General features: G+C 58.3%; 1 protein-coding gene. It reads left to right on the top strand.

The features are described from left to right. Positions 1–270 precede the first annotated feature (270 nt). A complete protein-coding gene (locus ABLQ08_RS09685) occupies positions 271–14,739 on the top strand; it encodes a VCBS domain-containing protein (protein ID WP_352941200.1) in 14,469 nt (4,822 codons plus the stop codon). Positions 14,740–14,773 lie beyond the last annotated feature (34 nt).

The raw sequence follows: 14,773 nt of genomic DNA, 5'->3' as shown, positions 1-14,773 counted from the left end.
AACAACCAACTTGCGTAACATCGTACCCTGCCCAAAAACCAGTAGGTCATTTTAATGGCAATAATCTTTACAAATTGCTTTTTGATGACCTAGCGTTAGTTTTGTTAAAAATTCCAATGGGATGGTGTTTTGTTTGGTTTGCGTAATAATCTTATCTCAGCTTATTTGCATCCGGCAAAGACTTTTTATTAAAAAAGTGATAAGATTTTTCGAAATCCTTTAAGATCCGTAATTTTTGCAATGATGCAACTGTCGTAAAGAGTATGCGTCGTGTCTAATATTCCAAATTTCGGAATAGTTACGTTCGATACTTCAGAGACTGTGGTAATTGATGCTGCAGTCGAGCTTCCACCTATCGACAACTCCTCCCTTTTGTTCCAGGGCGAATACGCAAGGTCAGGTGCTGATCTGGTTATCAGCCACGATGATTTCGGCTCTCTCAGGGTCCTGAACTTCTTCATACAACCTGATCCGCCAAATCTGTTCTCGGTTGATGGCGGTCTGGTAGATGGCAAGACGGCAATACAACTTGCAGGACCCCAAGCCGCGGGACAATACGCGCAAGCGGGCACCGGACTGGCAGCAACACCTATCGGAACGGTCCAGACTGCAGTTGGAACCGCGACGGCCCAAAGGACCGACGGCAGTGCGGTGACACTTTCAACGGGCGATCCGGTCTTTCAAGGGGACGTTGTGCAAACCGCTGCCGGGTCTTCGTTGGTGATCGTGTTTGTCGATGAAACGCTGTTTTCGCTTTCCGCCGACGCCAGGATGGTTCTGGACGAGCTGATTTACACGCCGAATGGTTCCGGCAACTCCATGGTGATGAACCTGGTACAGGGCAGTTTTGTCTTCGTCACCGGTCAGGTTGCTCCCACAGGCAACTTGCGCGTTGAAACACCCACTGCGACAATGGGTATTCGCGGCACGACACCAATTGTACAGATAAGTGCGTTGGATGGATCGACCAGGTTCTCACTTTCCTTGGATCCAGACGGTCAACAAGGGCTTTACCAGTTGTTTGACCGTGTAACGGGGCAGCTTCTTGGAACCGTCGATACCACAGCTTCAACCTTTCTTGTCGCTTCGGTTGGGGCCACTCCGATTGTAACGCCCAAGACGCAATCCGACGTGGATGCGGAGCAGGGTCAACTGCAACAGGCATTCGACGCATACAGGGCCGCGGGCCTCGGGCAGTCGCCGGGCAATGATGGAGACGGAGATCCTGATCAGACCGATGCCGGGCCTCCGGACGGGATCGAGAACCCGGACCTTGTCCCGCTTGAACCTGATGGCGAAAACGACAATGGGCTGGACAGTCAGGACGAAAGCGGCCTGGAACTCCTGGACCCGAGTGATCCCGCCGGTTCCGGTTCCAGCCAGTATGCAGGACGGTCATCCACGCAAACGCAACTTGTTGAAGACGAAGAGCAGCCGGTTGAGGACACTCTTTCGGTAGCCTTTCCTTCGAATGTCGTCACTTCTGAAGACGAGGCAGTCAGTCTGACGGGGTTCACCGTTGAAATTCCGGGTGATGGTGATGGCACCGTCACGATCGTTGCGCGATCAACCGTTACGCTTGCCCAGGTCGATGGGCTCACTTTTACCAATGGCGATGGCTTCGATGACGAGGAAATGACGTTTTCCGGGAGCGAGGAGGACATCAATGCGGCCTTGTCGGGAATGCAGTACACGCCGTCACCGGACAGTGTCGAAGGTGGATTGAACATTACCGTTGACGACGGGAATTCAACTGTCGAAGCCGATGTGCCTATCACTATCGAGCCTGTTGAAGATCCGCCAGTTGTCTTCGACATCTCGCTGGAGGTGAGTGAAGACGGCAGCGTGACGGCGCCTTTTATCGGGTCGGATCCGGACGAAGGCGACACGATCACTCTCTATTCATTGACTGACCCCGAAATGGGCACGCTGACAGTCCACGATGACGGCACATTCACCTTTGATACGGCCGGCGAGTTCGAGACGCTTTCCGCAAACAGCACGCAGCAGGTAACCTTTGAATATACCGCTGTCGACAGCACAGGGCGGGTTTCCACCAGTTCCGGCCTCGTCACAATCACTGTCACCGGGGTCAACGACGATCCGGAGGTTGAAGTCGAAGAGCCTGCCGGCTTTATCGAAGCCGCGAGTGCTTCAGCGCAACGCCTGTTGGACAGCGGTGCAATAGACGCCAGCGATGTTGACCAGGGTGACAGTGTTTCGGTGACCTTCTCGGCGAACGGCGCACCTGTCTGGAGCGGTGGAAACCTTGATACCATCTCCCCAGACCTTGCAGCGATACTTCTTGCCGGTTTCGCTGTGGTTGAAGGAGAGGGCGGGTTTCGCTGGAACTATGATGCAATTGCCAATCTCGATTTCCTCGCGGAAGGCGAGACCATAACATTCTCCTACACGATCACGGCTGAAGACAATTTTGGAGGAACGGACACCGACCAGGTGAACTTTGTCATAACAGGCGCTGAGGATGCTCCGGTTATCTCAGGTGAACTTGCGGGTGATGTCGCGGAAGACGGCGTTCTGAATGCATCCGGTACCATGACGGCTAGCGATGCCGACGCCGTCGATACGCCGACATTCACGCCGCAATCTGGCGTCGTTGGCACATATGGCACCTTTGACCTTTCCGCCTCAGGTGAGTGGACTTACGTGCTGGACAATTCCGCTGCACAGTCGCTCTCCGGTGGTGAGGTCTATGAGGAAACCTTCACCGTCGAAGCGACAACTGCGGATGACGAAAGCGTCGCGCAAACCGTGACCATTGCGGTGACTGGGCAGGAAGATGCTCCCGTGATCAGTGGCAACGCAATCGGCGTAGCCGAAGAGGATGGCACCGCGAGCGCATCCGGTTCGCTATCCGTTTCCGACGCAGATGCCGGCGATACGCCAATCTTCACGCCGCAAACCGGCGCCCCGGGGATCTACGGCACCTTCGAGATAACTTCCGCTGGAGCTTGGACCTACACGCTGGACAACGCCGCTGCCCAGGTTCTTGCCGGTGGCGAGGAGTTCGAAGAGGTCTTTACCGTCGAGGCAACGACGGAAGATGGCGAGGTTGTCACACAGGATGTGACCATCACCGTGACCGGCGAGGAAGATGGGCCTGTCATCACCGGCGATGCCGAAGGATCTGTCGAGGAGGACAATGTCTTCAGTGTCACTGGCAGCCTCTCAGTCTCGGACGCAGATGCCGTCGACAATCCAACCTTCACGCCGCAGGAAGGCACGACCGGAACCTATGGCACGTTCGAGGTCAATGCTGCCGGTCTGTGGACCTACACGCTGGATAATGCCGCCGCCCAGGTTCTGGCTGGTGGTGAGGAATTCGAGGAGGTCTTTACCGTCGAGGCGACCACGGAAGATGGTGAGGTTGTCACGCAGGATGTGACGATCACCGTGACTGGTGAAGAAGATGGGCCTGTCATCACCGGCGATGCCGAAGGATCTGTCGAGGAGGACAATGTCTTCAGCGCCACTGGCAGCCTCTCAGTCTCGGACGCAGATGCCGTCGACAATCCGACCTTCACGCCGCAGGAAGGTACGACCGGGACCTACGGCACGTTCGAGGTCAATGCCGCAGGGCTGTGGACCTACACGCTGGACAACGCGGCTGCCCAGGTTCTGGCAGGCGGCGAGGAATTCGAGGAGATCTTCACGGTCGAGGCGACGACGGAAGATGGTGAGGTTGTCACGCAGGATGTGACCATCACCGTGATCGGTGCAGAAGACGGCCCGGTTATCTCAGGCAATTCCGAGGGAGCCGTCACTGAAGATGCCGAGGTTCTGTCGACATCCGGGACACTATCGGTGAGTGATGCGGACGGCAACGACAACCCGTCCTTCACGCCGCAGGAAGGCACGGCCGGGGTCTACGGCTCCTTCGAGGTGAATGCGGCCGGTCTGTGGACCTACACGCTGGACAATGCAGCTGCCCAGGTGCTTGCCGGTGGCGAGGAGTTCGAAGAAGTCTTCACCGTCGAGGCGACCACGGAAGACGGTGAGGTTGTCACCCAGGATGTCACCATCACCGTGACCGGTGACGAAGACGGTCCTGTCATCACCGGCAATTCCGAGGGAGCCGTCACTGAAGATGCGGAGATCCTGACGACGTCAGGCAACCTCTCAGTCTCTGACGCTGATGGTAACGACAGCCCCAGCTTCACGCCGCAGGAAGGCACGGCCGGGACCTATGGCACGTTCGAAGTCAATGCCGCAGGGCTCTGGACCTACACGCTGGACAACGCCGCCGCCCAGGTTCTGGCAGGTGGCGAGGAGTTCGAGGAGGTCTTTACCGTCGAGGCGACCACGGAAGATGGTGAGGCTGTCACACAGGATATCACCATCACGGTGACGGGCGAGGAAGACGGGCCTGTCATCACTGGCAATGCCGAGGGAGCCGTTACTGAAGACGCCGAGATCCTGACGACGTCAGGCAACCTCTCAGTCTCTGACGCTGATGGTAACGACAGCCCCAGCTTCACGCTGCAGGAAGGCACGGCCGGGAACTACGGCACGTTTGAGGTGAACGCAGCCGGGCTCTGGACCTACACGCTGGACAATGCCGCCGCCCAGGTTCTGGCAGGTGGTGAGGAGTTCGAAGAAGTCTTCACAGTTGAGGCGACGACGGAAGATGGTGAGGTCGTCACCCAGGATGTGACGATCACCGTGATCGGCGAGGAAGATGGGCCTGTCATCACCGGCGATGCCGAAGGGTCTGTCGAGGAGGACAATGTCTTCAGCGCCACTGGCAGCCTCTCAGTCTCGGACGCAGATGCCGTCGACAATCCGACCTTCACGCCGCAGGAAGGCACGGCCGGGGTCTACGGCTCCTTCGAGGTGAATGCGGCCGGTCTGTGGACCTACACGCTGGACAACGCGGCTGCCCAGGTTCTGGCAGGTGGCGAGGAGTTCGAAGAAGTCTTTACCGTCGAGGCAACGACAGAAGATGGTGAGGTTGTCACCCGGGACGTCACCATCACGGTGACCGGCGAGGAAGACGGGCCTGTCATCACTGGCAATGCCGAGGGAGCCGTTACTGAAGACGCCGAGATCCTGACGACATCCGGCAATCTGTCTGTTTCCGATGCGGACGGCAATGACAATCCGACCTTCACGCCGCAGGAAGGCACGACCGGAACCTATGGCATGTTCGAAGTGAACGCAGCCGGGCTCTGGACCTACACGCTGGACAATTCCGCTGCCCAGGTGCTTGCTGGTGGTGAGGAATTCGAGGAGGTCTTCACCGTCGAGGCAACGACGGAAGATGGCGAGGTTGTCACACAGGATGTGACCATCACTGTGACTGGCGAAGAAGATGGTCCGGTTATTTCTGGCAATGCTGAAGGCTCTGTCGAAGAGGATGCCGAGATCCTGACGACGTCCGGGACACTATCGGTGAGTGATGCGGACGGCAACGACAACCCCAGCTTCACCCCACAGGAAGGCACGGCCGGGATTTACGGCACCTTCGAAGTGAATGCAGCTGGTTTGTGGACCTACACGTTGGACAATGCCGCCGCCCAGGTGCTTGCCGGTGGCGAGGAGTTCGAGGAGGTCTTCACGGTTGAGGCAACGACAGAAGATGGTGAGGTTGTCACCCGGGACGTCACCATCACGGTGACCGGCGAGGAAGACGGGCCTGTCATCACTGGCAATGCCGAGGGAGCCGTTACTGAAGACGCCGAGATCCTGACGACATCCGGCAATCTGTCCGTTTCCGACGCCGATGCCGTCGACAATCCGACCTTCACGCCGCAGGAAGGTACGACCGGGACCTACGGCACTTTCGAGGTCAATGCCGCAGGGCTCTGGATCTACACGTTGGACAACGCCGCTGCCCAGGTTCTGGCAGGCGGCGAGGAGTTCGAAGAAGTCTTTACCGTCGAAGCAACGACGGAAGATGGTGAGGTTGTCACGCGGGATGTGACCATCACCGTGACTGGCGAGGAAGACGGGCCCGTCATAACGGGTAATTTCGAGGGAGCTGTTACCGAAGATGCCGAGATCCTGACGACATCGGGCAATCTCTCTGTCTCGGATGCTGATGCCGTCGACAACCCGAGCTTCACCCCTCAGGAAGGCACGGCCGGAACCTATGGCACGTTCGAAGTGAATGCTGCCGGTCTCTGGACCTACACGCTGGACAACGCCGCTGCCCAGGTTCTGGCAGGGGGCGAGGAGTTCGAGGAGGTCTTTACCGTCGAGGCGACGACGGAAGATGGTGAGGTTGTCACGCGGGATGTGACCATCACCGTGACTGGCGAGGAAGACGGGCCCGTCATAACGGGTAATTTCGAGGGAGCTGTTACCGAAGATGCCGAGATCCTGACGACATCCGGCAATCTGTCCGTTTCCGACGCCGACGGCAACGACAACCCCAGCTTCACGCCGCAGGAAGGCACGGCCGGGATCTACGGCACGTTCGAGATCAATGCCGCAGGGCTGTGGACCTACACGCTGGACAACGCGGCTGCCCAGGTTCTGGCAGGTGGCGAGGAGTTCGAAGAAGTCTTTACCGTCGAGGCAACGACGGAAGATGGTGAGGTTGTCACGCGGGACGTCACCATCACGGTGACCGGCGAGGAAGATGGGCCTGTCATCACTGGGGATGCTGAGGGCGCTGTTGCCGAAGACGCCGAGGTCCTGACGACATCCGGCAATCTGTCCGTTTCCGATGCAGACGGCAATGACAATCCGACCTTCACGCCGCAGGAAGGCACGGCCGGGATCTATGGCACGTTCGAAGTGAATGCGGCTGGCTTGTGGATCTACACGCTGGACAATGCCGCCGCCCAGGTTCTGGCAGGCGGCGAGGAGTTCGAAGAGGTCTTCACGGTCGAGGCGACGACGGAAGATGGCGAGGTTGTCACGCAGGACGTCACCATCACTGTGACCGGCGAAGAAGATGGGCCTGTCATCACAGGGGATGACGAGGGTGCCGTCACAGAAGATGCCGAGATCCTGACGACATCCGGCAATCTGTCCGTTTCCGACGCCGACGGCAACGACAACCCCAGCTTCACGCCGCAGGAAGGAACGGCCGGGATCTACGGCACGTTCGAGATCAATGCCGCAGGGCTGTGGACCTACACGCTGGACAACGCTGCTGCCCAGGTTCTGGCTGGTGGCGAGGAATTCGAGGAGGTCTTTACCGTCGAAGCGACGACGGAAGATGGCGAGGTTGTCACGCAGGATGTGACGATCACCGTGACCGGTGAGGAAGACGGGCCCGTCATAACGGGTAATTTCGAGGGAGCCGTCACTGAAGATGCCGAGATCCTGACCGCGTCCGGCAATCTGTCCGTTTCCGATGCCGACGGCAACGACGATCCAATCTTCACCCCTCAGGAAGGCTCGGCCGGAACCTATGGCACGTTCGAGATCAATGCCGCAGGGCTGTGGACCTACACGTTGGACAAGGCCGCTGCCCAGGTTCTGGCTGGTGGCGAGAAGTTCGAAGAGGTCTTCACGGTTGAGGTGACGACGGAAGATGGCGAGGCTGTCACACAGGATGTGACGATCACAGTGACTGGCGAAGAAGACGGTCCGGTTATTTCAGGCGATGCTGAAGGCTCTGTCGAAGAAGACGCCGAGGTCCTGACGACGTCAGGCAATCTGTCGGTGAGTGATGCCGATTCCGTCGACAATCCAACCTTCACGCCGCAGGAAGGCACGACCGGAACCTACGGCACTTTCGAGGTCAATGCCGCGGGGCTCTGGACCTACACGCTGGACAACGCCGCTGCCCAGGTGCTTGCTGGCGGTGAGGAGTTCGAAGAAGTCTTTACCGTCGAGGCGACGACGGAAGATGGTGAGGTTGTCACGCGGGACGTCACCATCACGGTGACCGGCGAGGAAGACGGGCCTGTCATCACTGGGGATGCTGAGGGCGCTGTTGCCGAAGACGCCGAGGTTCTGACGACGTCAGGCAATCTGTCCGTTTCCGATGCGGATGGTAACGACAACCCGACCTTCACGCCTCAGGAAGGCACGACCGGGACCTATGGCACGTTCGAGGTGAATGCGGCCGGTCTGTGGACCTACACGCTGGACAACGCCGCTGCCCAGGTTCTGGCTGGTGGCGAGAAGTTCGAAGAGGTCTTCACGGTTGAGGTGACGACGGAAGATGGCGAGGCTGTCACACAGGATGTGACGATCACAGTGACTGGCGAAGAAGACGGTCCGGTGATCACGGGTGACTCCGAAGGCTCGGTCGAAGAGGACAATGTCTTCAGCGCCACGGGCAACCTCTCAGTCTCGGATGTCGATGGCAACGACAACCCGACCTTCACGCCGCAGGAAGGCACGACCGGAACCTATGGCACGTTCGAAGTGAACGCAGCCGGGCTCTGGACCTACACGCTGGATAATGCCGCTGCCCAGGTTCTTGCCGGTGGCGAGGAGTTCGAGGAGGTCTTCACCGTCGAGGCGACCACGGAAGATGGCGAGGTTGTCACCCAGGATGTGACCATCACCGTGACTGGCGAGGAAGACGGTCCGGTGATCACCGGCGATGCCGAAGGCTCGGTCGAAGAGGACAATGTCTTCAGCGCCACGGGCAACCTCTCAGTCTCGGATGTCGATGGCAACGACAACCCAACCTTCACGCCGCAGGAAGGCACGACCGGGACCTACGGCACTTTCGAGATCAATGCCGCAGGGCTCTGGACCTACACGCTGGACAATGCCGCTGCCCAGGTGCTTGCTGGCGGTGAGGAGTTCGAAGAGGTCTTCACGGTTGAGGCGACGACGGAAGATGGTGAGCTCGTCACCCAGGATGTGACGATCACCGTGACTGGCAAAGAAGATGGGCCTGTCATCACCGGCGATGCCGAAGGCTCGGTCGAAGAGGACGCCGAGATCCTGACGACATCCGGGACACTATCGGTGAGTGACGCCGACGGCAACGACGATCCAACCTTCACCCCGCAGGAAGGCTCAGCCGGGACCTACGGTACCTTCGAAGTGAACGCAGCCGGGCTCTGGACCTACACGCTGAACAACGCTGCTGCCCAGGTTCTGGCTGGTGGTGAGGAATTCGAAGAAATCTTTACCGTCGAGGCGACCACGGAAGATGGTGAGGTTGTCACGCAGGATGTGATGATCACCGTGATCGGTGAAGAAGACGGGCCGGTGATCACGGGAGACACCGAAGGCTCGGTCGAAGAGGACAATGTCTTCAGCGCCACGGGCAACCTCTCAGTCTCGGATGTCGATGGCAACGACAACCCAACCTTCACGTCTCAGGAAGGCACGACCGGGACCTACGGCACGTTTGAGGTGAACGCAGCCGGGCTCTGGACCTACACGCTGGATAATGCCGCTGCCCAGGTTCTTGCTGGCGGCGAGGAGTTCGAAGAGGTCTTCACGGTCGAGACGACGACGGAAGATGGCGAGATTGTCACGCAGGATGTGACCATCACCGTGATCGGTGAAGAAGACGGGCCGGTGATCACGGGAGACACCGAAGGCTCGGTCGAAGAGGACAATGTCTTCAGCGCCACGGGCAACCTCTCAGTCTCGGATGTCGATGGCAACGACAACCCAACCTTCACGTCTCAGGAAGGCACGACCGGGACCTACGGAACGTTTGAAGTGAATGCTGCCGGGCTCTGGACCTACACGCTCGACAATGCCGCTGCCCAGGTTCTGGCTGGTGGCGAGGAGTTCGAAGAAGTCTTTACCGTCGAGGCGACGACGGAAGACGGCGAGGCTGTCACACAGGATGTCACCATCACGGTGACTGGCGAGGAAGACGGGCCTGTCATCACCGGCGATGCCGAAGGATCTGTCGAGGAGGACAATGTCTTCAGCGCCACTGGCAACCTCTCAGTCTCGGACGCCGATGCCGTCGACAATCCGACCTTCACGCCTCAGGAAGGTACGGTCGGGATCTACGGCACGTTCGAAGTGAATGCGGCTGGTCTTTGGACCTACACACTGGACAACGCGGCTGCCCAGGTTCTTGCTGGCGGCGAGGAGTTCGAAGAGGTCTTCACGGTCGAGGCGACGACGGAAGACGGCGAGGCTGTCACACAGGATGTCACCATCACGGTGACTGGCGAGGAAGACGGGCCTGTCATCACCGGCGATGCCGAAGGATCTGTCGAGGAGGACAATGTCTTCAGCGCCACTGGCAACCTCTCAGTCTCGGACGCCGATGCCGTCGACAATCCGACCTTCACGCCTCAGGAAGGTACGGTCGGGGTCTACGGCTCCTTCGAGGTCAATGCCGCAGGGCTCTGGACCTACACGCTGGACAATGCAGCTGCCCAGGTTCTGGCAGGTGGCGAGGAGTTCGAGGAGGTCTTTACCGTTGAGGCGACCACGGAAGACGGCGAGGCTGTCACACAGGATGTCACCATCACGGTGACTGGCGAAGAAGACGGTCCGGTGATCACTGGTAATTCCGAGGGTTCTGTGATCGAAGATGCCGAGATCCTGACGACGTCAGGCAATCTGTCGGTGAGTGATGCCGATGCCGTCGACAATCCGACCTTCACGCCTCAGGAAGGCACGGTCGGAACTTACGGCACGTTTGAAGTGAACGCGGCTGGTCTTTGGACCTACACACTGGACAATGCCGCCGCCCAGGTACTGGCAGGTGGCGAGGAGTTCGAGGAGGTCTTCACCGTCGAGGCAATGACGGAAGACGGTGAAGTTGTCACTCAGGACGTCACCATCACCGTGACCGGTGACGAAGACGGTCCTGTCATCACCGGCAATTCCGAGGGTGCCGTTACCGAAGACGCCGAGGTCCTGACGACATCCGGCAATCTGTCCGTTTCCGACGCCGACGGCAACGACAATCCAACCTTCACGCCGCAGGAAGGCTCAGCCGGGACCTACGGTACCTTCGAAGTGAATGCGGCCGGTCTGTGGACCTACACGCTGGACAACGCGGCTGCCCAGGTTCTGGCAGGGGGCGAGGAGTTCGAAGAAGTCTTTACCGTCGAGGCAACGACAGAAGATGGTGAGGTTGTCACGCGGGACGTCACCATCACGGTGACCGGAGAGGAAGATGGGCCTGTCATCACTGGGGATGCTGAGGGCGCTGTTGCCGAAGACGCCGAGATCCTGACGACATCCGGCAATCTGTCCGTTTCCGATGCCGACGGCAACGACAATCCAACCTTCACGCCGCAGGAAGGTACGGCCGGGGTCTACGGCTCCTTCGAGGTCAATGCCGCAGGGCTCTGGACCTACACGCTGGACAATGCAGCTGCCCAGGTTCTGGCAGGTGGTGAGGAATTCGAGGAGGTCTTCACCGTCGAGGCAACGACGGAAGATGGCGAACTTGTCACGCAGGATGTGACCATCACCGTGACCGGCGAGGAAGACGGGCCCGTAATAACGGGTAACTCTGAAGGGTCTGTCGAAGAGGACAATGTCTTCATCGCCACGGGTAATCTCTCTGTCTCGGATGTCGATGGTAACGACAACCCGACCTTCACGCCGCAGGAAGGCACGACCGGAACCTATGGCACGTTCGAAGTGAATGCGGCTGGCTTGTGGATCTACACGTTGGACAATGCCGCTGCCCAGGTGCTTGCTGGCGGCGAGGAGTTCGAAGAGGTCTTCACCGTCGAGGCGACCACGGAAGACGGTGAGGTCGTCACCCGGGATGTGACCATCACCGTGACCGGCGAGGAAGACGGTCCGGTTATCTCAGGTAACGCCGAGGGTTCTGTTGAGGAAGATGGAACACTTACGGATTCCGGTGTTCTCGTTGTTTCAGATGCGGATGCCACCGATGCCCCTTCATTCCTGGTTCAAACGGGAACAGAAGGAGCCTATGGGGTTTTCGAGCTAACTGAGGACGGAAACTGGACCTACACGCTGGACAATGCAGCCGCTCAAGCATTGGCCGGCGGTCAATCCGTGACGGAAATCTTTCAGGTCGAGGCTGAGACTGCTGATGGAGAAACCATCACCGGATCTGTCACAGTTACAGTGACCGGAGAAGAAGACACCCCTGTCATCGCCGGTGCCGATAGTGGTGCAGTTGCCGAGGATGGTATCGCGAACGCCTCGGGTTCGTTGACCGTGACAGATGCCGATGAAGCCGACGAACCGACATTCACCGCACAATCCGGCACGGCGGGCGTCTACGGAACGTTTGCCATAACCTCTGCAGGCAACTGGACATATGCGCTCGACAATGCCGCAGCTCAGGCACTGGCAGGCGAAGAGGTTGCAACTGAGACTTTCCAGGTGGAAGCAAAGACGGAAGACGGCGAGACCGTTACACACACGATCTCGATTTCAGTCACCGGCCAGGAAGATGCACCGGTGATCACCGGAGTTTCGACCGGTGAAGTTTTCGAAGACGAAGTGCTGACAGCGTCCGGAACTCTATTTGCCACAGATCCCGATGCGGCAGACAGCCCGTCGTTCGTAGCTCAGACCGGGGTCGAAGGCGCTTACGGGACGTTCGAAATCGCCACAAACGGAGAGTGGATCTACACGCTGGACAACGATGCGGCACAGTCGTTGGAAAGAGGGGAGATTGCAACCGAAACCTTCACCGTTCAGGCGGTCACGCCGGATGGCGAAAGCGTGGAACAGACCGTCAGCGTAACGGTCACCGGAACAAACGAGGCGCCGGAAGTGCCGGACATCGTGCTCGTCGCAAACCTGACCAACAACAGCGGATTTGAAAACGGGTTCGCGGACTGGCAGCAGATCAGTGGTCCGCAGACAGGTCCGAACGGCGAGGAAATTGTCAGCAATTATCAATATTCCTTCAACATTGATGAGTCGGGCGAACTGATCGACGGCGATAACTACGTGGCCGATATCAGTTTCTCTGGCTGGCTGGATCAATGGAATGACGGTCCGGACCGGGGAACCGTTTATGGCCCCTCCCTGCTCAGCAACGAATTTGCCGGATATGCAGGCGACATCGTCACTTTCGTTTATCGCCCGTTTGCCGGTGGCGATGCTGCCTCAATCACTGCTGTTCTGATCAATGTCGATACCGGCGAAAGAACTCTGGTCTTTTTCGAGGAAACTCCGGTCGGCGGCTCGACCGAGACGCGATATATAGATGTCCCGATCTCCGAAGACGGCAATTTCCAGATCGAATTCATCATTGGCAGCTTCGACGCAACCGATGGCGGATTTGTTGGCGCCCGGCTGGTGATCGGTACGGCGGGCATTGTGCGCAAAGGGGTGCTGGCGGGCGACAGCCAGACATTCGAGCCAGTACAGTTCCTGGAAAATGCCACTGATCCGGAAGGTGATACGCTCACTCTTCACAGCGTCGCCTCAACGAGTGCTTATGGTGCGAGCGTTTCGATAGTCGATGGCAAGGTGGTTTACGACACCGGAAGCGCGTTCGATTTTCTCGGCGAAGGTGAAACGGTAACAGATACCTTCACTTACACAATTTCGGACGGGAATGGAGGCTTCACCACCGCGACAGCGTCCGTCGATGTGGTTGGTGCAGCAGATGAGAGTGAGACGGTCGAGAGTGAGGCTCTGATCTATGCACCTGTTGCGGACCGGGCTGTGCCTGCTGAAGAAGACAGTGACCCAGCGCCTGTTCAAACGACCGGTTCGGCCCTTGAGGTTAGTGAACCGCTGCCGTCGACTACGGTAACCTACGCTTTCCCTTCTTCCGGCTTGGGCTCCAATGGACTGTCGGCATACACGGCGGCACAGCAAGCTGCAGCAATCGCCGCACTGTCGCTCTGGGCGGAGATCTCCGGGTTGACCTTTGTCGAGGCTGGAGAAGGCGAAACCGCGAACATAAGGTTCATGAATTCCACCGGCAGCGCCTATGCAGAGACGTACAGGGTTGATGGCAATGCCACAATTCTCACCAACCCGGATTATCTGGAAACCATGTCGCCACTGGTCGGAACATACGGTTTCCTGACACTTCTGCATGAAACCGGACATGCTCTGGGACTGGACCACGAAAGTGGTGACCTGACCCAGGTTCAAAGTGTCATGTCACAGCGCTCACCGGACAGTATCGGTGTTGACTGGTGGAACGCGGAAGGTGTCTGGGTTTACGCGCAAACGCCGATGGTAGAGGATATTGCTGCAATCCAGGCGGAATATGGCAGCAATCCGACAACACGAGCAGGTGATACGGTCTACGGGTTCAACGGTACGGAAGCCGGTACGATTTACGACTTCTCGGCCAATACTGATCCGGTGCTGACCATCTATGACGCCGGTGGAGTTGATGCGTTGGACTTTTCCGGATGGGATACTCCTGCAATTATCAATCTCAATCCGGGATCGTATTCTTCCGTCAATGGCATGACCCATAATATCGGTCTGGCGTATGGCACGATTATTGAAAAAGCGATGGGTGGTGCAGGCGATGACGTCTTGATCGGTACGGATCGTGCGGAAACGCTGGATGGTGGAGCCGGGCAGGACACGCTGACAGGTGGAGCCGGAGCTGACACGTTCGTGCTCGGGCATGGAGATGTGGCCGACGTCATCGTGGACTTCGAAGCAGGCGTCGACAGGCTGGATCTGCAGGCGCTTCTGGCCGCGAATTTCGAACCGGATGATATCGAGGACTACATTCAGGTAACGCGACAGGGTGACGATGTTGTCATTCGCGTGGATCGGGATGGCGCGGGAGAAACATCCGATTTCAAGGATGTTGTCGTGCTCCAGTCGGTTGAAGCAGGCGGCGTCATCGATTTCGTGTTTTCCGACAATGGCGTTCAATCAACGGAGAGTGTTGTTGTGTGACACGGAACACCGCGAGGGGGGCTACATGCAAATG

Source organism: Roseibium sp. SCP14 (assembly GCF_040329475.1).
Lineage (GTDB): Bacteria > Pseudomonadota > Alphaproteobacteria > Rhizobiales > Stappiaceae > Roseibium.
Note: the sequence above shows the minus strand (reverse complement) of the source record. Positions and strands in the feature narration are given on the sequence as shown.